Raw genomic sequence first — 22,563 nt, forward strand, 5'->3', positions numbered from 1 at the left:
TAAACAAAACGAATAAATACTGATTCAATCAATATGAAAGCACGGACAAGAAATTTCATAATCCTATGCAGTCTGCTCTCATTGGCTGCACAGCCATCAGACGCACAGGTGAAAAGGAGCCAGAAGAACAAACCGGCGCAGAAGCAGAACGCGCTGGCGGTAGCTGACTTCTATCCGTCGGCAGCAAAGCTGATGGTGATAGACAGCGTGGTGGTAGACAAAGAAAACTTCGCAAAGCATATTCCGCTAAGAAAAGAATACGGACAGATAGGGAAATATACAGACATCTTCAATTCTGCCACGCAGACAAGCCATACATCATCAGCATTCCTCAACGGATTCGATGACTTGTGCATCTACAACAAGACCGTGGCAAAGGACTCCACGCTGCTGTTCATGGCAGAGAAAATCGGAAACGAATGGAAGGCAGGAAGAGCGATAGAGGAATTCGCTGATGATTTCAAAGACGTGGACTATCCTTATCTTATGCCAGACGGCGTGACGCTCTATTTCAGTGCCATAAACAAGAAAAACGGGTTCGGAAAGAGAGACATCTTCATCTCAAGGCTCAACACGGAGACGCAGACATTCTACAAGCCCGAAAACCTGGGACTGCCCTACAACTCGGAATTCAACGACTATATGTGTGTGGTAGACGACATCGACTCCCTGGGGTGGCTCGTGACCGACCGACATCAGGAGAGCGGCAAAGTGTGCATCTATACCTTCATACCGTCGGACGAAAGATGGAGCGACGATGAAAACATCTCTGAAGAGAAACTGAAATCCGTGGCTACGCTACGCAGCATAAAAGACACACAATACGACAGGAAACTGCTCGACGAAAGCCTCAGGAGAATGAACACCCACAACTCAAGCGACAAAGCGAGACACGGCTTCAGATTCGTTATAAACGACGATGCCGTATATACTGACATAAACGACTTCAAGTCGGACACGGCAAGAGGACTGTTCCTGAAACTCATGCAGCTGAATGACAGACAGGCTGATATAGAGAAGAAACTTCCTACCCTCAGAAAAGGCTACAGGAGCAAAGGAAAAGGTGTTGACCGCAAGACGATTCTGAAAATGGAAGAAGATTTAGAGAATATTATGATTCAGAAAAAAAATCTTGAGAAGAAAATTCGAAATGCAGAAAATCTGTAGTAAATTTGCATCATATACAGATTGCATGGCAATCCTGCAGAATATGCAGAGATGACAGATGTAAGTATAACTTAAAGCGATTTTATCATGAAAAAGTATTATCCAGAATCAGAACTCATAATCAATAGCGACGGAAGCGTATTCCATCTGCACCTCAAACCGGAATTCCTGGCAGACAAAGTAATACTCGTGGGCGACCCCGGAAGAGTGGCACTAGTGGCAAGCCATTTCGACGAAAAAGAATGCGACGTGGAAAGCAGAGAATTCCACACCATAACCGGAAGCTACAAAGGAAAACGAATAACCGTTCTCTCTACGGGCATCGGATGCGACAACATCGACATCGTGGTGAACGAGCTGGACGCGCTCGCCAACATCGACTTTGAAACAAGAACCGACAAGGATGAATTCAGACAGCTGACAATGGTCAGAATAGGCACCTGTGGCGGACTGCAGGAGAACACGCCTGCCGGAACTTTCATCTGCTCAAAGAAATCCATGGGATTCGACGGACTGCTGAACTTCTATGCCGGAAGAAATGCGGTGTGTGACCTGCAGATAGAAAAAGCATTCCTCAACCACATGGGATGGACAGGAAACATGTGTCAGCCTGCACCATACGTGGTTGAAGCCGACAAAGAACTCGTGGACAGAATAGCCGGCGAAGACATGGTGAGAGGAATAACGATTGCCTGCGGAGGATTCTTCGGACCGCAGGGAAGACAACTAAGACTCCCTCTGGCTGACCCCAACCAGAACAGGAAGATAGAAGAATTTGAATACGACGGTGACAGAATAACAAACTTCGAGATGGAGAGTTCAGCACTTGCCGGACTGTCAAAACTGATGGGACACAAGGCTACGACTTGCTGCATGGTGATTGCAAACCGCAGGGCACAGAAGGCTGACACCGGATACAAGTCGCACATAGACGACTTGATAAAGACCGTACTCGACAGAATTTGAAAAATATAATCATGGCAAAATCATTTATTTCACAAAAAAAGTATATCCTGTCTGCATTGGGATGCCTCCTGATAATAATAGGATTGGTTTACTATTTCTTCTTTTCTGCGCTGTCGGTAAAATCCTCAACACAGTATGTATATATTGACGACGACGACAACATCGACTCCGTATACACGAAAGTGAAGGAAATCTCAACGGACAGAGGCTACATGGCTTTCACCACACTTGCCCGCCATTGGGACCTCGCCGAAAAGATACGGCCTGGAAGGTATGAAGTGACTACAGGCAATGGAGCATTTACCGTGTTCCGCAAGCTCAGGAACGGACTGCAGTCGCCTGTAAACCTCACAATCCCCTCGGTAAGGACTCTCGACAAACTGGCCGACGAGGTTTCAAAGAAACTGATGTTCTCAAAGGATGATTTCCTGAAAGCCGTTTCCGACACGGCAACATGCAGGAAATACGGCTACACTCCGGAGAGCATCGCAGCTATGTTCATACCAAACACCTACTCCGTGTACTGGAACATTTCCGTAGACAAGTTTCTCGACAAGATGCAGAAGGAGAACAAGAAGTTCTGGTCGTTTGAAAGAGAAAACAAGGCGAAAGCCATGGGTCTCTCCCCTATCGAAGTAATCACAATGGCAAGCATCGTGGACGAGGAAACCGCCAACGACCAGGAAAAGCCGATGATTGCCGGAATGTATTACAACAGGCTGAAGGGAGACATGCCTCTGCAGGCTGACCCCACGGTAAAGTTCGCACTCAAGAAATTCGAGCTCAAGCGCATCTACCACAACATGCTCTCCTTTGACAGTCCTTATAACACATACAAATACAAAGGTCTACCGCCAGGGCCAATCAGAATACCATCGGTGGCAGGCATAGACGCCGTGCTGAATTATGTACACCACGACTATCTGTATATGTGTGCGAAAGAGGATTTCAGCGGCACCCATAATTTTGCAAGGACTTATGAGGAACATAAGGAAAATGCAAGGAAATATACCAAGGCGCTGAACGACAGGGGAATAAACTGACAAGTCCGTCATCGGACAGCAAAGACAACATTTACAATCTTGTCACCTGACAGTAAAGACAACATTTACAAGCCCGTCGAAACAGACAACATTTATATACACAGCTAAAACAATAGCCATAAGACTGTATACAAAGATACTTTCTTATGGCTATTTTTTATGCTCGGGCCGAACATACCGAAAATAGGAGGTAAACACCTAAAATTAGTGTTTACCTCCTACTCGATCGTTTATGGATGATTTAAACCAAATGGTCAGTATGCCTTTTAAACTAAACCAATTTTATTTAAGTTAAAACCGAAATCAATCCTGTATTACCAAAGTTTGAGTCTCTGGTCAGCAGGAACGAACAATTTGTCTGTAGGCTTCACATTGAATGCGTCATACCACATGTTGATGTGAGGCAGAGCACCGTTTACACGCCACATACCAAGAGAGTGTGGGTCGCTCTTTGTGCGGTTTCTGATTTCAGCATCCGTGATGTTTGCTGCCCACACCTGAGAGTAAGCGATGAAGAAGCGCTGGTCTGCAGTCAGACCGTCGATTACAGGAAGAGGATTGTTCTTCGTAGCCTCCTTGTATGCCTCGTAGGCAACCATCAGACCTCCGTGGTCAGCAAGGTTCTCACCAAGAGTGAAACGGCCGTTGGCGTTCAGGTCAGGCAATACCTTGATGTTAGAATAGAACTTGGCGTATCCGTCAGCTCTCTCGTTGAAATTCTTGCCATCGTTTTCTGTCCACCAGTCTTTCATGTTGCCGTCTTTGTCATAATGACGACCCTGGTCATCGAATCCGTGAGTCATTTCATGACCGATTACAACACCGATAGCTCCATAATTGAATGCGTCGTCGGCTGTTGGGTCGAAGAATGGAACCTGCAGAATACCGGCCGGGAAGCATATCTCGTTGGTCGTAGGATTGTAGTAAGCATTGACGGTCTGTGGAGACATCTGCCACTCATCCTTGTCTACTGGCTTGCCCACCTTAGTTGCGATAACCCATTTGTTCCAGAATCTGCGACACTCCTCGATATTTGAATAATAAGACTTTGCCGGGTCGATGTTGAGGTCGCTCATGTCTATCCACTTGTCAGGATAGCCAATCTTCACATAGAAGGCATTCAGCTTGTCAAGGGCGTTCTTCTTTGTTTCCTCGCTCATCCAATCCTGAGCCTCGATGCGCTTTGCCAAGGCAATCTGCAAGTTGTGTACAAGAGTCTTCATGCGTTCCTTTGATGAAGCAGGGAAATATTTCTCCACGTAAATCTTGCCCAAAGCCTGGCCCATCTGGCTTTCCACCTGGCTTGTAGCACGCTTCCACAATGGATGGTTTTCTTTTCTTCCACTCATTGTCTTGCCGAAGAAGTCGAAGTTTGCAGCAATTACGTCATCGCTCAAATAAGCAGCCGCACTCATTATCTGGCCCCACTCCATATAGTCTCTGTATTCATCAGGGGTGATAGCAGACAAGAGTTTGTCGGCACCTGCCACGAAGCCAACCTGACCCACTACCAGATCCTTCACGAGATTCAGGTCTACGCCAGATGCGACAAGCACCTTGTCAATATTGATATGAGGATACTTTGCCATGAATTCAGACAAAGCCATCTTGTTGTAGTTAGCCTCAGGGTCACGAAGTTCTGTGTTAGACTTAGACACCTTAGCCAATTCAGTTTCGAGACGCATCACGTTCTCCATCTTCTTCTGGGCAGCCTTGGCATTGAAGCCGAACATCTGGAACATTCTTACGATGTGCTTCTTGTAAGCCTCTCTGATTGCAGTTGTAGCCGAGTCTGTATCCAGGTAATATTCTTTCTGTCCGAGGGTGGTACCGCTCTGCACTACGTTCAGGATATTCTGTTTGGCATTCTTCTCGTCGGCTCCAAAATACATGCCGATGAATTCGCTGTCGCCATAAGGCACAAGCTCCAGCTGAATCTTGAACAAAGCCTCCTTGGTCTTAGCCTTCTCCATCTTCTTCAGGATTGGCATGAGTGGAGAAACGCCATCTGCGTTGCGGCGCTGCTCGTTCATAGCAAGCTTATACAAATCGCTGAGCTTCTTCTCAATGGTGCCTTCACTATAGGTATTCTCAAGCAGTTCCTGCAGAATACCGTTGATGCGCTTGTTGTTATCTTCGCCCAGCACATCGAAGCTGCCATAACGGGAATAAGCAGCTGGCAGCGGATTCTTCTTCATCCAACCGCCACAAGCGTAATGGAAAAAGTCGTCTTGTGGCTTGACGCTGTTGTCCATGTTGGACATGTCGAGACCAGAACGCAATTGCTGAGACTGCGGATTCTGTGCCACAGAGGTCATCGATACTGTGGCCAAGGCCACAATAGGAATAATTGATTTAATTTTCATAGTCTTAATATTTATGTTACTAAATTGATAACTGTATTTCGATTGATATATTGCAGATCCGGTGATAAAACTTTCATTACAGTTAACTATTGGGAAGAAAGCTGCTCGTATTCCTCAGAGAGTTTCTCCCAATTGTCCACTTCTTCATCCAGCTTTGCCTTTATTGATGTATATTCTTCAACAATCTCCATATTTGAGGAGTTTTCCGGTTTCAGAAGCAATTCGTCAAGCTCACCGAGTCTTTTCTCAAGTTCCCCTATCTGGGATTCAGCTTTATCAACGGCTTTCTTCATTTTGTTGAGCTTCTTCTGCAGCTCCTTATGTTCGAGATAGTTCTGCTTGCCTTGTGAGGGTTCAGAAGCGGCCTTCGCATCAGAAGCGGCAGGAGAGGGATTATTGTTGGTGGCAGCATCAATGCTGTCTGTGTGGTGTTTCTGAAGAAAATCATATATTCCTCCGATATGCTCTATCACCTTTCCGTTGCCGAACTCATATACTTTAGTAACCAGACCATCCAGGAACTCGCGGTCGTGGCTTACGACAATGGCTGTACCGTCGAAAGCTTTTATCGCTTCCTTCAACACATCCTTTGAACGCATGTCGAGATGGTTGGTAGGCTCATCAAGAATCAACAGGTTTACGGGCTCGAGCAGAAGGCGGATCATTGCCAGTCTGCTCTTCTCTCCACCGCTGAGAACTGAAACCTTCTTCTCTGAAGCTTCACCGCCAAACATGAAGGCGCCTAATATATCGTTGATTCTCATGCGCACGTCGCCTCTTGCCACGCTGTCAATCGTGTCGAAGACGGTAAGGCTGTTGTCAAGCATCTGGGCCTGGTTCTGTGCAAAATATCCAATCTGCACGTTATGGCCAATCTTGAGAGTTCCGGTATATGGAATCTCATTCAAGATACATTTGACGAGAGTGGACTTTCCCTCTCCATTCCTTCCGACAAAAGCGACTTTCTCTCCTCTCTTGACTGTAAGATTGACATTGCCGAAAACCATGTGGTCTCCATAATCCTTCCTCACGTCTTCGCATATGACCGGATAGTCGCCGCTTCTCATGCAGGGAGGAAATTTCAGATGCATTGAAGAATTGTCAACTTCGTCTATTTCTATCGGAACAATCTTCTCCAGCTGCTTTATTCTGCTCTGCACCTGTACTGCCTTTGTCGGTTTGTAACGGAACCTTTCGATAAAATCCTTGATATCAGCTATCTCTTTCTGCTGATTCTCGTATGCACGTATCTGCTGCTCGCGTCTCTCTTTGCGCAATTCCACATACTGGTCATACTTCACCTTATAGTCTGCTATCTTTCCGCAACTGATTTCCAAAGTCCTGTTCGTCACATTATTAAGAAATGCGCGGTCGTGGCTCACAAGCACGACAGACTTCGCACTTTGGGAAAGGAACTGCTCAAGCCATTGGATACTTTCGATGTCGAGGTGGTTGGTAGGCTCGTCGAGCAACAACACGTCTGGTTTCTGCAGAAGAATCTTCGCAAGCTCAATTCTCATACGCCAACCGCCACTGAACTCCTTGGTGGGTCTGTCGAAATCCGTACGCTTGAAACCTAAGCCGGAAAGAGTCCTCTCAAGATTGGCCTCACAGTTGTCTGCACCTAGAATCTGCAACTTGTCATGAGTGGCAGTAAACCGTTCTACAAGGTCAAGATAGCTCTCGCTCTCATAATCTTCACGCTGGGCAAGTTCGGCATTAAGCCTGTCAAGTTCCGCTTTCAACGAACTTATTCCTGCAAATGCCTTAGAAGCCTCCTCGCGAACAGTGGTGTCATCCTTCAGATTCATCACCTGAGGAAGATAGCCGATTGTTGTGTCGCTCGAAACAGACACATTGCCCGATGTCGGACTTTGCAGACGGTATAGAATTTTCAGCAACGTGGATTTGCCTGCGCCGTTTTTGCCGACAAGGGCTATCCTGTCATTATCGTTTACAACGAAGCTGACGTTACTGAAAAGAGGCTTGACCCCGAACTCAACGCCAATATTATTTACAGATATCATTATTACCGATTATAATATGGATACAAGCCTGTAACCCTAATGGCGGTAAACCGTAATGTTACAGGTATGTCTTGATTACATACTTTTCACACAATATCAACATTTTACAAAATAATGGCAAGCAAGAGGGCTTATTGAATGCAACCTCATGCTTGCCATTTTGTCAATATCGAAGTGCATTATTTGATAATGCCTTGTTCAACAAAAATCTTCTTCAAAGCTTGTACGCCTTTCTCTACCTGCTCCTGAGTATGGGTTGCCATCAAAGCAAAACGTACCAACGTGTCTTGTGGAGCACAAGCTGGAGGAATCACAGGATTTATGAATACTCCTGCATCGAAGGCCAACTTCGTAACGAGGAATGTCTTGTAAGGATCACGCACATATAGTGGGATAATCGGACTCTCGGTTTCTCCTATCTCAAATCCTTCCTCACGGAAACGTTTCAAAGCATAGTTCGTGACATCCCATAGACGAGTGATTCTCTCTGGCTCTTTTCTTATAATATGCAAAGCCTCCATTGCCGCTGCTGTAGCTGCAGGTGTGTTGGATGCGCTGAATATATAAGTTCTACAGGCATGACGCAGGTAATTTATCGTATCCTTGTCGCCTGCGATAAATCCGCCGATGCTGGCAAGACTCTTTGAGAAAGTTCCCATAATCAGGTCAACGTCGTCAATCACACCGAAGTGGTCGCACACGCCACGTCCCTCGCTACCGAAGACACCAAGGCCATGAGCCTCGTCAACCATTACGGAAGCATTATATTTATGCTTCAGTTTGATGATTTCTGGCAAATTAGCCAAATCGCCCTCCATAGAGAACACACCGTCAACGACAATGAGCTTGACAGCTTCAGGACGGCATTTCTTCAACTGCTTCTCCAGGTCTTCCATGTCGTTATGCTTGTATTTCAAGCAAGTGGCAAAAGACAATCTCCTGCCATCTACAATACTGGCATGGTCACGCTCATCGCAAATTATATAGTCTTCTCTGCCACAGATGACCGAGAGGACTCCTGAATTGACGAAAAATCCGGTTGAGAAGCATAATGCCTCATCTTTGTGTTCATAAGCAGCAAGCTCTTTCTCCAACTTCACATGGAGGTCAAGCGTTCCGTTAAGGAAACGGCTACCTGCGCATCCTGTACCATACTGATCTATTGCAGCTTTTGCAGCTGCCTCCACACGAGGATCTCCTGTAAGTCCCATATATGCATTAGAGCCGAACATGAGCACCTCATGCCCATCCATCTGTACTACAGTACCCTGTTTTCCTGTTATCTCACGAAAATATGGGTATATACCAGCCTCCATATACTTCTGAGGCTCACGATATTTCTTGTATTTCTCTTGTAAAAGTCCCATTATAAATATAGGTGTAATAAACCACTGTTGTTTATATTTCTTGCAAAGATACGAAAAATAGGTAAAACAGAGCATTATTTCAAAAGAAATGTTCATTTAGGATTAAAATAATGCGCTACAAACTATAAATAAGATATTATTTACTATATTTGCATATTACAAAGTTAAAATAAAATTATATAGCCAAAGCATTATATTTATGCCCCAGAAGAAGATTGCTTTTATAATGAACCCCATATCCGGCACAGTAAAAAAGGCCGGCATACCTAAGCTCATAGACGAGTATTTGGACAAGGATACCTTCAGTTACTCTATCTTGAACACTGAATACGCAGGACATGCGACCTTGTTGGCGAGGAAAGCCTGTGAGGATAATTGCGATGTGGTAGTAGCTGTAGGCGGAGACGGAACCATTAATGAGATAGGCAGGGCGCTCATCGACACAAATACTGCTATGGGAATCATACCGTGTGGTTCGGGCAACGGACTGGCGCGGCATCTGATGCTACCCATGGACATAAAGAAATGCATAATGATTATCAACAAATGCATGACCCACGACCTTGACTATGGAGTAATTGACGGCCATCCGTTCTTCTGCACTTGTGGCATGGGGTTTGACGCTTACATCAGCATGAGATTTGCCGAGGCAGGCAAACGAGGCCCCGTGACTTACCTTGAAAACATTCTAAAGTCCGGATTGAAATATGAGGCTGAGGAATACACTATTGAAGCCGAAGAGATAGGCACAATACACAAGCGTGCTTATCTCGTGTCGTGTGCCAATGCCTCACAATATGGCAACAATGCATACATAGCCCCACAAGCCTCGATGAGTGACGGATTGCTCGACGTTATTATAATGGAACCTTTCGACATGATTGATGCACCTCAAATTAGTATTGACATGTTCAACAAGACAATTAACAAAAATCCGAAAGTTAAGACTTTCAAGTCGAGCCACATATTGGTACATAGGAAAAATGAAGGGGTAATTCATTACGACGGTGACCCTGTAATTGCAGGAAAAGACATTGACATAACCTTACACCATAAAGGGATAAAAATTGTTGTAAATCCTGAAGCAGACAAGAGCAGAAGAAAGCCCAATATGGTGCAGAACGCCTTTTGTGACTTGTTCAATGACATTTATGCAGTTAGGACAGACATAACGAAACAGGGAAAACACATACAGACAATAAACAAGCTTCTGCTGAAGAAGCTTAATAAATGACATAGACAAACTGATTATTCTATCCAACCAATGAAGTTGGCTGGTAATAAAAAATTTAAGCCGGACTCAAACAAATGGTCCGGCTTAAATTTTAATCATCGGGTATGTTGAACATATTAGTTGTTTACAGAACCACCAACAATATCCAACAATTCATTAGTAATGGCCTGCTGTCTGCTCTTGTTATATTGCAAATTCAACTCTCGCAACAATTCATCTGCATTGTCCGTTGCCGTCTGCATGGCAACCATACGGGCTGCATGCTCGGAAGCTATACTATCCAATAGAGCCGTATACAGCATAAGATGCGCCAACTTGGGAATCAGGAGCTTGAGAACCGTGCTCATGTCTGGCTCTACAATGAAATTGTCATTCAGAGGTACCACATGCTCTTCTTTCTTTTGCTCTTCCTTCTGATTCTCTTTCAGATAGGCTTGCATTTCTGCAGTAACGGTCTTATGCGAGAGATCACGGTTGTTGTCTTGTCCAACACCAGAAGTAATGTCAATAGGCAGGAAAGTCTTGCGCTGCAATATTTGAGAACCGGCACTCTTGAAATGATGATATAGAAGCTCAACTTGATCAATCTCGCCTTCAACGAATTTCTTTCCGAGTTCTTTAGCTATTTCTATACATTCTGAGACATTAGGCTTCTCGGCAAGTCTTGTGAAATCACCAGCTATCGGCAATCCCATTTTCTTTGCCTGTTCCGCAACTTTTCTTCCTATCGGATAGACAACTATGTTCTCTTTACCCAAGGACATGTTCTCTTCTACAACAGAGTGTAGCAGTTTCGCGACATTTGTATTAAAGCCACCACAAAGACTGCTGTTCGACGAATATGCAACGAGTGCTATACGCTTTACCGGGCGAACCTCGCTGAAAACAGTATGTGCATCAGCCTCACTGGCAAGAAAAGTCTTGAGAATGCGCTCAAGCATATTTTCATAAGGAAGCATATTCTCTATCATCTGCTGTGCATGATGAAGTTTTGAAGATGCTACCATTTTCATTGCACTTGTGATTTTGCGCGTACTGTTGACGGAAGAAATTCTACCTTTAATTTCTTTTAGTGACGGCATAAGCAATTACTTTTTATATTGTCCGGAGATGTCGGCCATTACTTCCTCAATCTTATGGCAAACATCATCATTTATAACGCCTGAAGCAAGGACGTCTATGACATCTTGCTGATGTGTAGAACGAAGTTTGTCAAGGAATGTATCCTGACATTTCCTCACATCCTCTACTGGAACATCACGCATCAGTCCATGAGTACCGCAATAAAGAATAGCTACCTGCTCACCAACAGTCATAGGACTATACTGTGGCTGGATAAGCAACTGGTTATTCTTACGTCCTCTGTCCAGAGTCATGGATGTCACAGCGTCCATGTCACTTGAAAATTTAGAGAATGCCTCAAGCTCTCTATACTGGGCCATATCGATCTTCAGCGTACCGGCAACTTTCTTCATGCTCTTTATCTGTGCAGAACCTCCAACACGGCTCACGGAGATACCGACATTGATTGCTGGTCGGAATCCCTGGTTGAAGAGATCACTCTCGAGATAAATCTGTCCGTCGGTAATTGAAATCACATTCGTCGGAATATAAGCAGAAACGTCGCCTGCCTGTGTCTCGATGATCGGAAGAGCTGTCAAAGAGCCTCCACCTTTCACATGTCCCTTCATACACTCTGGAAGATCATTCATCTGTTCTGCAACTTCCTGTTGGTCATTAATTCGTGCTGCACGCTCAAGAAGACGGCTGTGCAGATAGAATACGTCTCCAGGATATGCCTCACGTCCTGAAGGACGTCGAAGAATCAGAGATACCTCACGGTATGCTACGGCCTGCTTTGAAAGGTCGTCGTATACGACGAGTGCAGAATAGCCACGGTCGCGGAAATACTCGCCGATGGCTGCACCGGCAAATGGTGCATAATACTGCATGGCGGCAGGGTCTGCTGCCGTTGCCGATACGATAATAGTATAAGGCAAAGCACCATGCTCCTTCAGATTAGATACGAGGGCAGCCACAGTAGACGCCTTCTGTCCTATGGCAACATAAATACAGTATACAGGTTTGCCTGCATCATAGAAACTCTTCTGATTAATGATAGTATCAATTGCAATGGCGGTCTTTCCGGTCTGACGGTCACCGATGATAAGCTCACGCTGACCACGACCAATAGGAATCATGGAGTCTACAGCCTTCAAACCTGTCTGGAGAGGCTCCTTTACAGGCTGACGGTAGATAACTCCGGGGGCTTTACGGTCGAGCGGCATCTCAAACGACTCAGTAAGATCAAGATCTCCCTTGCCGTCGATGGCTTGTCCCAATGGGTTGATGACGCGACCAAGCATATTGTCGTTCACTCGGATAGACGCGATACGCTTAGTACGTTTCACAACCATGCCTTCTTTGATACCATCAGTAGAACCGAGAAGCACACAACCTACGTTGTCCTCCTCAAGGTTCATAACGATAGCCATAGTACCATTCTCAAACTCCAGGAGCTCGTTGGCTTCGGCATTACGCAATCCGTAGATGCGCGCTACACCATCGCTGACCTGAAGCACAGTGCCCACCTCGTCGAACTGCTCGCCATTACTGATTCCTTTCAGTTGTTCGAGAAGCACCTGGGATACTTCGCTTGGTTTAATTTTATCTGACATATTAATCCTTTTAATTATTTAAGATTCGACAAAATGGTGCTGAGCTGGCGCTTTACGCTGGCGTCGAGTCGATAGGTGTCGTACTCGAGCACGAAACCTCCGATGAGTTCATCATCGACAGAAGTCTTGAACTCAACATTACCATTTGTCTTACTCTCCACTAACTTCCGCAGCTTCGACTCCGTTTCTGGAGTCAGAGCAACGGCAGTTGACAGTTTTGCATGAATCAAGTTATTCTGCTCTCTATAAAGAGAGACAAACGAGTTTGCAATGAATTGCATGATGTTCGCCCTTCCCTCTTTCAATACAAGCCTGATAAAACGGCAGGTCAATTCACACTTTGTACTTCCTGTGGCAGTAATCAGCAATGCTTCTTTCTGCACCCTTGAAAGCATAGGATTAGCTATGGTGACACTCAGTTCTGGCACATTAACATATTCTGCGGCGAGAGTCTGCATGTCAGCATAGACCTGCTCAGACTGCTTCTCCTGGTTGCTTGCCTTGAGCAATGCTCGAGCGTATCTTACCGATATTAATCCTAAATCCATCCTGCTTATTTATTTAAGTTCACTTCATTCAGCATAAGATCTATGTAGTCCATCTGTGCCTTGTCGGTGTCGAGATTCTTTCTCAAGATCTTCTCTGACACCTCAACACTCAATATGGCTACTTGCTTGCGGATATCGCTGATGGCGGCCTGCTTATGCGCTTCAATCTCGGCTTTGGCCTCGCTGATGATGCGCGCACTCTCCTCACGTGCTTTATCCTGAGCTTTCTCCACAATAGCGTCACGTGTGGATGCGGCCTCCTTGAGTATGGTGGCCTGCTTCTCACGTGCTTCCTGCAGGATCGCTTCACTTTCTTGCTTGATGTTTTCAAGCTTCAGAGAAGCCTCATGGGCTTTCTTCAGGCTCTCGTCGATATAGTTCTTCCTTTTCTCCACCATTCCCGTTATTGCCGGGAAACCGAATTTGGCGAGAACAAAGAATACTACAAGGAACGCAAGAAGCATCCAGAAGAGCAATCCTAAGTCAGGAGTTAATATTGATGGCAAACTTGATAAATCCATTTGCGTTAATTTACAAACACCTATTAGTTAAAAACTTCTCCCAAGAAAAGTTCATTAGATAAGGAAGGTACAAGCCACGATTGCGAACAATGCACAACCCTCTACGAATGCAGATGTAAGAATCATGTTTGTCTGGATTTTACCTGATGCCTCAGGCTGACGAGCGATAGCATCCATAGCGCTGCTACCGATCTTACCAATACCCAAACCTGCGCCAATTACTGCGATACCTGCGCCTAAGCTGCAGCCCAGCTGTGCCAGACCTTCAGCAGCCAAAAGTGATGAAATAATCATAATTCCTTAAATTTTAATTGTTATTAATTTTTTGTTTATTCTCTTGTTTAACTCTAATTTTTATTTGTCACACCTCATAAAAGAGGCTTTTACTCCTCCTCCTTGTGGGCAAGTCCGATAAAGACAGCACTCAAGAGGGTGAAGACGTATGCCTGGACGAATGCCACGAGCAATTCCAGAGCATTCATGAAAAGCATCATTATTCCGCTCACGAAGTTGAGTCCTATGCCATAGCCTACTCCCATCGACCATCCGAGGAATATCACACAAGTGAAGCTCAGAATGATTGCGTGGCCTGCCATCATATTGGCGAAGAGACGGACCATCAAAGCGAATGGCTTAGTAAAGACGCCAAAGAACTCTATTACTGGCATAAGCGGTACTGGATATGCTTTCAGGAACACTGGCACTTCTGGCCAGAAAATGTCCTTCCAGTACTCCTTGTTTCCAAAGAGGTTGATTACCACCATTGAACAAAAAGCGAGGAAGAACGTGATGTTTATATTTCCTGTTACATTGGCACCACCAGGGAAGACCGGTAGCAAGCCAAGAAGGTTGGTGGTCAGGATGAAGAAGAACACGGTGAGCAGATATGGTGCGTAAGGACGGAAATGTTTCTCTCCGATGGACGCCTTTGCCACATCTTCGTAAATCATCATCACGAACATCTCCATCATGCCTACGAATCCACCCGGCGCCTCGCTCTTTTCGTCACGATTCTTGTACCAGCGGGCACAGGACAGGAATACGGCTAACATTACGAAGACCACAATCCATATCTGAGCTACAGTCTTGGTGATACTCAGATCGAGCGGACGTTCCGTTGTGCCGTCAGGCATCTTCTCGTAAATCTTGCCATGGTGGGCTTCGTCAAAGAAGAAAGGTTCAGGCAGACTTTCCGCCGTACCTACGAACCAGTCTCCCGTAGCGGAATTCCGCACGATAATCGGCAACGGAATGCTCAAGTGCTTTCCCTCGTAAGTGGCGATATGCCATTCGTAAGAGTCGGAAAGGTGCTCAAGCACGACTTTCGGTATGTCGAGTCCTTCACTTTTCTCTCCACCTTCGTTTGTAGCAAAAGCCAGCAAAGGCATCAAGGCAAAAGCAACGAGGATTAATAATGACCTTAATCGTTTCATATAAAAATGTTTATTTTTCTTTGTCACACTTGGCGTGAGAATTCAATACACGAGTGAAGAACACTGAATGGTGAATAAGAAATACAAAATAGAACGACATGAATACAACGCAGTAAGGCAGCATGGCATCACGCCCCTCAACGAGGTAGCACCCAGTCAGGGTGAACAATGCGAGAAACATGCGTAAGCCCGTAGCTGCGGTGAAAAAATTGTGCAGATTCTCCGTGCCGTGTTTTGCTACAATGCGCAACACCAAAGCTTCTGCAATGCAGACTGTCAGAGAGAATATGTCGGTAATTATCATCGGCGCAATCAAGTTCCACTCTGGAAACTGTATGTATAATGCCACGACTATCAATGAAAGGAACGCTGTAATCAGAATTCCCTGCACGAAATAACGCCGACAAGCCTTTTCCACATCTCTTGTATTCAACATATATTATGCTAGCTTGTTAAAGTTCAACACAAATATTGACGATATTTTTCTGTACTTCCACGAATCCCATTGAGACATTGAGCTCGTGTTCCCCTTCTGAATCGTGATATATCACCCGTCCTTTCTCAAGTGTGGAAATGATGGGAGCGTGGTTTTCAAGAATCTCAAACAGTCCGACGGTGCCGGGCACTATGACTCTATCCACTTTTCCCTCAAACTCCACTTTCTCGGGAGAGACGATTTTTAATTCTAAACCCATATTGCAACATTTTAGCCTTTAGCCTTTAGCAGCCTCAAGCAGTTTCTTACCCTTCTCTATTGCATCTTCTATGGTTCCGACATTGAGGAATGCCTGCTCTGGCAGGTCATCAACCTTTCCGTCGAGAATCATATTGAAGCCCTTTATGGTTTCCTCTATAGGAACCATCACTCCTGGAATACCTGTGAACTGCTCAGCTACGGTAAATGGCTGTGAGAGGAAACGCTGAACGCGGCGTGCCCTGTTTACGGTGAGCTTGTCGTCATCCGACAACTCGTCCATACCAAGAATAGCGATGATATCCTGAAGTTCCTTATATTTCTGGAGAATTTGCTTTACTCTTTGGGCACACTCATAATGTTCCTTGCCAACAATCAGCGGATCAAGTATTCTGGAAGTAGATCCCAACGGATCAACAGCCGGGTAAATTCCCAACTCCGTAATTTTACGGTTCAACTCAGTCGTTGCATCAAGGTGAGTAAATGTTGTAGCCGGCGCCGGGTCGGTCAAGTCGTCTGCAGGCACATAAACAGCCTGGACAGAAGTAATGGAACCTTTCTTTGTAGAGGTAATGCGTTCCTGCATCGCTCCCATCTCACTGGCAAGAGTTGGCTGATAACCTACAGCCGAAGGCATACGTCCCAGCAATGCCGATACCTCTGAACCTGCCTGTGTAAAGCGGAAGATGTTGTCGATGAAGAACATAATATCGGCAGCTTCTCCGTCCTTACCTCCATGGTCACGGAATTCCTCGGCTACTGTCAGTCCGGAAAGAGCAACGGAAGCACGTGCGCCAGGTGGCTCATTCATCTGACCGTAGACAAGGGTTGCCTGGCTTTTCTTGAGTTCCTCCTTGTCTACGAGACTCAGATCCCATTTGCCTTCTTCCATGGCTTTCTTGAATTTTTCGCCATAACGGATAACTCCTGATTCAAGCATGTCTCGGATAAGGTCATTACCCTCACGGGTGCGCTCTCCTACTCCAGCGAACACAGAATATCCATTGTGTCCCTTGGCGATATTATTGATCAGCTCCATGATAAGTACGGTCTTTCCAACTCCTGCTCCACCGAAGAGTCCGATTTTACCGCCTTTCATATATGGTTCAAGAAGGTCGATCACTTTAATTCCCGTAGCGAGCATCTCTTTGTGGGTGGACAAGTTTTCGAACTTAGGAGGTTCGCGATGAATAGGATAGGCTCCGTCCATGTCAAGTGTCTTCATACCATCAATAGGCTGACCTATTACATTCATCATTCTTCCTTTAATCTGCTCACCTGCCGGCATAAGGATAGGTGATCCTGTCGGTATCGCTTCCAATCCTCTCTGCAAGCCATCTGTATTGTCCATAGCCACGGTGCGTACAGTATCTTCGCCGATATGCTGTTGAACTTCGATAACAAGTTCTCTGCCATCCGGACGCTTTACTTTCAATGCATCGTGAATCTTTGGCAACACCTTCTCCGGATCTTCTCCCTTGGTATCGAAATATACATCGATAACAGGTCCGACAATCTGAGAAATTCGACCAATTACTTGTGACATATCTTTATATTTTTAAATATTAGTTTTTCGTTTCCAGAAAGTGCACATAAAGAGAAGCTTAACATCAGAATATGTGTACCTAATTTGTTTTCAAAAAAGTCCTTTCCTTTTTCTCGTCTGCAAAAATAACAAATATTTTTAATCTCACAATATTTTTGGCATTAAATATCGTTTTCTTATTACGTTTAGGGCATTTTCTTTCCTAAACGAATCACGCTATCAAATTAGCGTTTTCGATATAATGCATTTAAAACTAAGATTTTAAAGAATATTCGTTATAGCATACCTCAAGAATTGAATCTTGGGGTATGCCGAATTCATGCCAATAACAAATCTGCAAGTTTATATACTCAACTCATCTAATACTGTTATGAGTTTCTTGTCGAATGGTTTGTCTGAACGGATAGCGTCAAGGAAGGGGACATATACAATCTCGTTGTTTCTGACTCCAACCATAAGATTCCTCTGTCCCTGCATGATAGCTTCTATAGCACCAACACCTGTGCGGCTGGCAAGGATGCGGTCGTGTGCAGAAGGGCTTCCTCCTCGCTGCAAATGGCCGAGTATTGACACTCGCACATTGTAGTCAGGAAATTCCTTATGCACACGGTCTGCATAATACAAAGCTCCGCATTTGGGGCTTTCGCTTACGATTACTATGCAGCTACGCTTGCTCTTTCTGATTCCACGCTCCATGAAACGTGCCAGCTGGTCGACATCCGTTGAGTCTTCAGGAATGATGGCTGCCTCTGCCCCACTTGCGATTGCGCTGTTCTGAGCCAGGAAGCCAGCATCGCGCCCCATGACTTCAACAAAGAAGATACGCTCATGGCTAACGGCGGTATCTCGGATTCTATCCACACATTCCACAATTGTGTTGAGTGTCGTGTCGTAGCCGATTGTGGAATCGGTTCCATACAGGTCATTGTCGATTGTTCCAGGCAGTCCTATGCAACAGACATCATATTCTTCAGCAAATATTTTGGCACCTGTCAGAGAACCGTTACCTCCGATTACGACCAATGCGTCTATGTTATTGCTGCGCATATTCTCGTATGCTTTCTTCCTGCCTTCCGGGGTCTCAAACTCGCTGCTTCTTGCAGTACGGAGGATTGTACCGCCACGATTGATTATGCCACTTACGTTTTCAGTCGTGAAATCTTTAATCTCGTTGTTAATCAAGCCATCATAACCACGGAAGATTCCTTTGATCTTAAAACCATTGCTGATACCGGCACGTGTCACGGCACGTATAGCAGCATTCATACCCGGAGCGTCACCTCCTGAGGTAAGTACACCAATTGTCTTAATCTTCATAACTCAAATATATATACCTATTAAATTTCAAAAGTTTATCTCAATACAAGGAATGTGCAGAACGGTTCTTTAGTATATGAATGTCGTACCCCACATTATTGCCAGTCCTATCAGCCATGCAACAAAGCATATCCAGCCTACGTTTCGCAGATACCAGCCAAGCCGTATCCGTTCCATCTTCATGAGGGCCAGTCCGCTGACAGATCCTATCAGCAGCATATTACCTCCCATAGCACTGCAATATGCTATTATTTTCCAATAGACACCATTTCTGACAAAGTCTCCCACATAATCAGAATCTGCCCACAAGCCAAGGTTTGCCACATCCACTACCGGATGCAATGAAACAAATGACATGGACGTGGCAAAAGTGTCTAACACAGAGCCGAAGAATCCTGAAACGATTCCCAGAATCCAGACGTTATGCACATTGTCGTCTATCCATTGGGCCAATGTTGAAACGGCACCTGTTTCCACTACGACACCGACGGCAAACATGATGCCGAGTACAAAGAGCACCATCTGGATGACGCCATACTGCAACACGCGAGGAATCCTTCTTTGAATCATCTTGTCAACATCCATGAGTCTGCGGTTGAATATTTCGTTCACCACCCACAACAGCGAAAGAACACACAATGCCCCGAGGAACGGACTCAGTTTTGTGATATTATGGAATGTCGGAATAAACCATAATCCCCCTATACCGAGAAACAGCATGAGCATTCGTTGCCATCTGTTCAGATTGGTGTCGTCCCCGCGATAAGGAATGGCAAAGCCTTGTGTTTCGACACGCTCCGGCAACTGTCTTCCCAACCACCATACCGGCAAAGCCATTGACACTAGACACGGCAAGGCGAGATACATGGAAAAATCAGATGCGTCCACAGCTCCTATATTCCATAACACAAGACCTGTCGGATCACCGATCACCGTCAGGGCGCCGCCACAGTTGGCAGCTATTATCACCGCGCTGCCATAAAGCATTCTCTGCCTTCTGTTTGCCAATATCTTGTGAATGATGACCAGCATCATCGTCGTTGTCGTCAAGTTGTCGAGATTTGCCGAAATGACAAAGGTCACGATAGAGATAAGCCACAACATCTTCTTGCTGCTTCTCGTATAAAGCAATTCCGTCAGGAAGTCAAAGCATCCGTTGTTGTTCAGAATCTCCACTATCGACATCGTGGCCAACAGGAACAAGGCTATCTCCGCTCCCCTGCCAACATAGTCAAGAAAAATGTTCTGCGAAATGAAATGCTTCACGTTTTCAGGGTTTGGCGCTACCCCCATAAGGAAATCGGAATATTCACGAGGATGTTGTGCCAACACGAAATCTGTTCCATAACAGATATACAAGACCCACCCGACAGTTCCCATGAACACGGCCACTGCGGCCCTGTTGACATTGGTCATCCATCCTGTGGAAATCAGCACATAACCTATTATAAGAATTGATACTATTACAAGTGTCATATATAATACATTGTTTATTTTGCAAAAATACTAAATATTATTTGTAATTGGAAAAATATATTCCCATTTTAGTCAGGTTTAACCTGTTTTTCACAGTATTGATACCATTTTGCCTGGTCTTGATAAGTTCCTGGCAACAGGTTAATTTTTCAGTCTGATGATTCTGATGCCTGGCATCGTCTTTCGCTTTGCCAGATATGCAGACAGGAGCATCGGCTCTTCAACCACCTTGTGGTGTATACTGGAGGCATTGAGCAGATGCAGTCCGTCCTTATGCCATACAGCGAAGCCGATATGCTGGGTGTCAAGTCCGCTCTTGTTGGTGATTATCGCGATTATATCGCCATTTTTTATAGTTGAGCGCAGCAGTCTAGTGTTCTTCACCTGCGATTTGGGGATATACCTGTAACTCTTGCCGCTTATGGCTTTCTCCATCTTAGATATTCCTGCGCGATTGAAGCTGTTGTTGAACAACATCGGATATTTATCAGAATGCCTTGACATGTAATCAACTCTGACATGCTGTATCATTGTGAACGGAGGATTAGGCGACTGTATTTCCTTGCAGATTCCGAGCCTTGTGTTGTCTTCTATCCATTCTGTAAAATAATGCAGCCTTCCGATATAGCTCACGTCCTTGCCTCCTCTGTATCTCAGCGTCTGAAGTTTTTTGCAGAATTCCCTGAATGTCTTTTTCCCCGACTGGTGGGTCAGCGCCAAAGCAAGCGAATTCTCAACAAATGTAGTGCAGTCGAGTTGTCTGAGATTTACTACAAGCTGCTCCTTCCGGTTCACCTCCAGGGTGCTTGCCACGTATGGTATTCCTATCAGCTTTCTTGCAAAAAACAGTGTGCGCTCTTGGATGTTGTTGAACTTCTGACTATCAGCTTGAAGGAATAGTCTGACTACTTTCAGACTGTCGGCTTTGCTGTATTGCAGTGACAATGCCGATTGGCTGAAGGAGAGAGCCAGCATCAACAGTAATGTTAGTTTTTTCATAATATCAATTGTGTTTTATTTATACTCTCTTTTCTTTCCGAAGTTAACGCCGGCATATATGTTGAACGAACCGAAGTAGCCGTTTGAAGAGAAACGGCTTTTTTTGTAATTGTATGTATGCAACACCGAACTTGCCCCGACATACCATTTCTTGTTGTTCCACACCACTCCGAAGCGACCGATTCCGTCGAGATTGAAGTTGTTGAAATTAAACGCCTTAAGCTTTCCGTCGTCAGCCGAAGACTGGTCGGCCTCAGACTCTTTATATGCTATTGCAAGCGACAGAGACGCCGAGAAGAGACAATTCTTCATAAACACCCAGTTGTAGGCATATCCTCCGGAAACGGAAATGGAACTGTATTTCACATTACGGAACATCAATCCGCTGTCGAGTGCCACTTCATCCTCCGACATGCCGAAATGGGTCTTGCCGTAAGTCTGCAGCGCCTTCTCGAGCTCTTCATAATCAAGTGATATGGAATGAGATGTGTATCCTACTCCCACAAGTGGTGAGCCGCAGCTCCTTTTCTGACATGTACTCTGGCTGAATGCTGCCGGATATGAGAATTTCTTGTGGTTGAAGATATAATACACGTCGAAGCCTTTGATGCTTGAGTTTATTCCGCTGAATGCCACTTTCCTGAACGATTCGCGTCCCTTGTCACCAAACACGTTGGTTGAGATTATCCTGTAATTGTCACCAGACTTGCGATAGTAAAGGTCTAGCCCGAGCAGGGAACTGTACAGACTTAAATCAAACTCCTTCTTGTTGCCGCCTCCGGCAAAGTTGTCCACGTCAAAAGTATAACCGATGAAGAACCACCTCCAGCCAATATACGGACCGACCTTTATCGTCGGTTTAGGAGCGAACGTCACGCTTTGCCCGGATTTGCTCTTCAGTGTGTATTCCTCATAGGTATTCGTGTTCTGCATCATGAAAGTGTAATTGTAATGCTGCGGTTCGATATAAGCCGTATCTATATCATTGAACCCACGGAAGATACGCGTAAAGAAATTGCCTACAGAATGGAGGAAGTCGGTTTTCCTGGCGCTACGCACCGTGTCGCAGGTCCGGCTCAACGAGTCTTGATGCAATGGCACGCCACACTCCGAAGAAGCTTTCATCTTCGAAATGGAAATTGACATAAGTATCATCAGAAACAGTAATCTCATAAGCGCAA

Annotated in this window: 20 protein-coding genes; 4 read left to right on the plus strand and 16 right to left on the minus strand. The window is 45.2% G+C overall.

Translation table 11 applies throughout. From position 1 onward, the window contains the following. Positions 1–33 precede the first annotated feature (33 nt). The 3 genes from ACDC99_RS04645 to mltG all read left to right on the plus strand — a co-directional run bounded on the left by ACDC99_RS04645 (position 34) and on the right by mltG (position 3,176). Entirely contained in the window at positions 34–1,167 is a 1,134-nt protein-coding gene (locus ACDC99_RS04645; protein WP_370755993.1) for a hypothetical protein, read from the plus strand. An 87-nt stretch (positions 1,168–1,254) separates the two neighbouring features. Next, complete coding sequence (locus tag ACDC99_RS04650; protein ID WP_042517450.1) at positions 1,255–2,133, plus strand: nucleoside phosphorylase; 879 nt, start codon at positions 1,255–1,257, stop codon at positions 2,131–2,133. Positions 2,134–2,144: 11 nt separating this feature from the next. Beyond that, positions 2,145–3,176, plus strand: a complete 1,032-nt coding sequence (gene mltG, locus ACDC99_RS04655) for an endolytic transglycosylase MltG (protein ID WP_370755995.1) — start codon at positions 2,145–2,147, stop codon at positions 3,174–3,176. Between the two features lie 314 nt (positions 3,177–3,490). Here the strand turns inward: mltG and ACDC99_RS04660 are convergent, their stop codons facing one another. The 3 genes from ACDC99_RS04660 to spt all read right to left on the minus strand — a co-directional run bounded on the left by ACDC99_RS04660 (position 3,491) and on the right by spt (position 8,936). Beyond that, positions 3,491–5,542 (minus strand): M13 family metallopeptidase, encoded by a 2,052-nt coding sequence (locus ACDC99_RS04660; protein ID WP_288590673.1) that lies wholly within the window; start codon positions 5,540–5,542, stop codon positions 3,491–3,493. An 86-nt stretch (positions 5,543–5,628) separates the two neighbouring features. After that, positions 5,629–7,569: an ABC-F family ATP-binding cassette domain-containing protein gene (locus ACDC99_RS04665; protein ID WP_370755997.1), complete on the minus strand. Its 1,941-nt coding sequence runs from the start codon at positions 7,567–7,569 to the stop codon at positions 5,629–5,631. A gap of 179 nt (positions 7,570–7,748) precedes the next feature. Further along, positions 7,749–8,936 (minus strand): serine palmitoyltransferase, encoded by a 1,188-nt coding sequence (gene spt / locus ACDC99_RS04670; RefSeq protein ID WP_370755999.1) that lies wholly within the window; start codon positions 8,934–8,936, stop codon positions 7,749–7,751. Between the two features lie 199 nt (positions 8,937–9,135). Here spt and ACDC99_RS04675 point away from each other — a divergent pair, with 199 nt between their 5' ends. Further along, positions 9,136–10,170 (plus strand): diacylglycerol/lipid kinase family protein, encoded by a 1,035-nt coding sequence (locus ACDC99_RS04675; protein WP_022316987.1) that lies wholly within the window; start codon positions 9,136–9,138, stop codon positions 10,168–10,170. Between the two features lie 116 nt (positions 10,171–10,286). Here ACDC99_RS04675 and ACDC99_RS04680 read toward each other — a convergent pair whose 3' ends face one another. The 13 genes from ACDC99_RS04680 to ACDC99_RS04740 all read right to left on the minus strand — a co-directional run bounded on the left by ACDC99_RS04680 (position 10,287) and on the right by ACDC99_RS04740 (position 22,555). Next, the gene (locus tag ACDC99_RS04680; protein ID WP_042517458.1) at positions 10,287–11,252 is read right to left on the minus strand and encodes a F0F1 ATP synthase subunit gamma; all 966 of its coding nucleotides are present in this window, start codon (positions 11,250–11,252) and stop codon (positions 10,287–10,289) included. Positions 11,253–11,258: 6 nt separating this feature from the next. Beyond that, positions 11,259–12,848, minus strand: a complete 1,590-nt coding sequence (atpA, locus tag ACDC99_RS04685) for a F0F1 ATP synthase subunit alpha (RefSeq protein WP_042517460.1) — start codon at positions 12,846–12,848, stop codon at positions 11,259–11,261. 14 nt (positions 12,849–12,862) lie between these two features. Then, complete coding sequence (locus ACDC99_RS04690) at positions 12,863–13,396, minus strand: F0F1 ATP synthase subunit delta (protein WP_370756002.1); 534 nt, start codon at positions 13,394–13,396, stop codon at positions 12,863–12,865. A gap of 5 nt (positions 13,397–13,401) precedes the next feature. Further along, entirely contained in the window at positions 13,402–13,917 is a 516-nt protein-coding gene (atpF, locus tag ACDC99_RS04695; RefSeq protein WP_288767762.1) for a F0F1 ATP synthase subunit B, read from the minus strand. A gap of 54 nt (positions 13,918–13,971) precedes the next feature. Then, positions 13,972–14,211, minus strand: a complete 240-nt coding sequence (gene atpE / locus ACDC99_RS04700; RefSeq protein WP_287074141.1) for an ATP synthase F0 subunit C — start codon at positions 14,209–14,211, stop codon at positions 13,972–13,974. Between the two features lie 89 nt (positions 14,212–14,300). Continuing rightward, a complete protein-coding gene (gene atpB / locus ACDC99_RS04705; protein ID WP_022316980.1) occupies positions 14,301–15,350 on the minus strand; it encodes a F0F1 ATP synthase subunit A in 1,050 nt (349 codons plus the stop codon). A 10-nt stretch (positions 15,351–15,360) separates the two neighbouring features. Continuing rightward, the gene (locus tag ACDC99_RS04710; protein WP_044075282.1) at positions 15,361–15,786 is read right to left on the minus strand and encodes a hypothetical protein; all 426 of its coding nucleotides are present in this window, start codon (positions 15,784–15,786) and stop codon (positions 15,361–15,363) included. Positions 15,787–15,802: 16 nt separating this feature from the next. Further along, positions 15,803–16,045: a F0F1 ATP synthase subunit epsilon gene (locus ACDC99_RS04715; RefSeq protein ID WP_044075281.1), complete on the minus strand. Its 243-nt coding sequence runs from the start codon at positions 16,043–16,045 to the stop codon at positions 15,803–15,805. Positions 16,046–16,063: 18 nt separating this feature from the next. Beyond that, positions 16,064–17,590: a F0F1 ATP synthase subunit beta gene (atpD, locus tag ACDC99_RS04720; protein WP_022316977.1), complete on the minus strand. Its 1,527-nt coding sequence runs from the start codon at positions 17,588–17,590 to the stop codon at positions 16,064–16,066. A 342-nt stretch (positions 17,591–17,932) separates the two neighbouring features. Next, positions 17,933–18,907, minus strand: coding sequence for a 6-phosphofructokinase (gene pfkA, locus ACDC99_RS04725; protein WP_022316976.1), 975 nt, complete (start codon positions 18,905–18,907; stop codon positions 17,933–17,935). A gap of 69 nt (positions 18,908–18,976) precedes the next feature. Then, positions 18,977–20,383, minus strand: coding sequence for an SLC13 family permease (locus ACDC99_RS04730; protein ID WP_022316975.1), 1,407 nt, complete (start codon positions 20,381–20,383; stop codon positions 18,977–18,979). 141 nt (positions 20,384–20,524) lie between these two features. After that, positions 20,525–21,382 carry an N-acetylmuramoyl-L-alanine amidase-like domain-containing protein gene (locus tag ACDC99_RS04735; RefSeq protein ID WP_042517467.1) on the minus strand — a complete coding sequence of 286 codons (858 nt, stop codon included), beginning with the start codon at positions 21,380–21,382 and terminating at the stop codon, positions 20,525–20,527. A gap of 15 nt (positions 21,383–21,397) precedes the next feature. Beyond that, positions 21,398–22,555, minus strand: a complete 1,158-nt coding sequence (locus ACDC99_RS04740; RefSeq protein WP_231572936.1) for a DUF4421 domain-containing protein — start codon at positions 22,553–22,555, stop codon at positions 21,398–21,400. Between the last annotated feature and the right edge of the window lie 8 nt (positions 22,556–22,563).

This window comes from Prevotella pectinovora (assembly GCF_041323955.1).
GTDB lineage: Bacteria > Bacteroidota > Bacteroidia > Bacteroidales > Bacteroidaceae > Prevotella > Prevotella pectinovora.

What these genes read in the sequence shown, in the direction of transcription:
- ACDC99_RS04675 (WP_022316987.1), top strand. Translation starts at nt 9,136, where the DNA reads ATGCCCCAGAAGAAGATTGCTTTTATAATGAACCCCATATCCGGCACA.
- spt (WP_370755999.1), bottom strand. Translation starts at nt 8,936, where the DNA reads ATGGGACTTTTACAAGAGAAATACAAGAAATATCGTGAGCCTCAGAAG.
- ACDC99_RS04665 (WP_370755997.1), bottom strand. Translation starts at nt 7,569, where the DNA reads ATGATATCTGTAAATAATATTGGCGTTGAGTTCGGGGTCAAGCCTCTT.
- atpA (WP_042517460.1), bottom strand. Translation starts at nt 12,848, where the DNA reads ATGTCAGATAAAATTAAACCAAGCGAAGTATCCCAGGTGCTTCTCGAA.
- pfkA (WP_022316976.1), bottom strand. Translation starts at nt 18,907, where the DNA reads ATGAAGATTAAGACAATTGGTGTACTTACCTCAGGAGGTGACGCTCCG.
- ACDC99_RS04650 (WP_042517450.1), top strand. Translation starts at nt 1,255, where the DNA reads ATGAAAAAGTATTATCCAGAATCAGAACTCATAATCAATAGCGACGGA.
- ACDC99_RS04730 (WP_022316975.1), bottom strand. Translation starts at nt 20,383, where the DNA reads ATGACACTTGTAATAGTATCAATTCTTATAATAGGTTATGTGCTGATT.
- ACDC99_RS04735 (WP_042517467.1), bottom strand. Translation starts at nt 21,382, where the DNA reads ATGAAAAAACTAACATTACTGTTGATGCTGGCTCTCTCCTTCAGCCAA.
- mltG (WP_370755995.1), top strand. Translation starts at nt 2,145, where the DNA reads ATGGCAAAATCATTTATTTCACAAAAAAAGTATATCCTGTCTGCATTG.
- atpD (WP_022316977.1), bottom strand. Translation starts at nt 17,590, where the DNA reads ATGTCACAAGTAATTGGTCGAATTTCTCAGATTGTCGGACCTGTTATC.
- ACDC99_RS04680 (WP_042517458.1), bottom strand. Translation starts at nt 11,252, where the DNA reads ATGCCGTCACTAAAAGAAATTAAAGGTAGAATTTCTTCCGTCAACAGT.
- ACDC99_RS04740 (WP_231572936.1), bottom strand. Translation starts at nt 22,555, where the DNA reads ATGAGATTACTGTTTCTGATGATACTTATGTCAATTTCCATTTCGAAG.
- ACDC99_RS04645 (WP_370755993.1), top strand. Translation starts at nt 34, where the DNA reads ATGAAAGCACGGACAAGAAATTTCATAATCCTATGCAGTCTGCTCTCA.
- ACDC99_RS04710 (WP_044075282.1), bottom strand. Translation starts at nt 15,786, where the DNA reads ATGTTGAATACAAGAGATGTGGAAAAGGCTTGTCGGCGTTATTTCGTG.
- ACDC99_RS04660 (WP_288590673.1), bottom strand. Translation starts at nt 5,542, where the DNA reads ATGAAAATTAAATCAATTATTCCTATTGTGGCCTTGGCCACAGTATCG.
- ACDC99_RS04715 (WP_044075281.1), bottom strand. Translation starts at nt 16,045, where the DNA reads ATGGGTTTAGAATTAAAAATCGTCTCTCCCGAGAAAGTGGAGTTTGAG.
- ACDC99_RS04690 (WP_370756002.1), bottom strand. Translation starts at nt 13,396, where the DNA reads ATGGATTTAGGATTAATATCGGTAAGATACGCTCGAGCATTGCTCAAG.
- atpB (WP_022316980.1), bottom strand. Translation starts at nt 15,350, where the DNA reads ATGAAACGATTAAGGTCATTATTAATCCTCGTTGCTTTTGCCTTGATG.
- atpE (WP_287074141.1), bottom strand. Translation starts at nt 14,211, where the DNA reads ATGATTATTTCATCACTTTTGGCTGCTGAAGGTCTGGCACAGCTGGGC.
- atpF (WP_288767762.1), bottom strand. Translation starts at nt 13,917, where the DNA reads ATGGATTTATCAAGTTTGCCATCAATATTAACTCCTGACTTAGGATTG.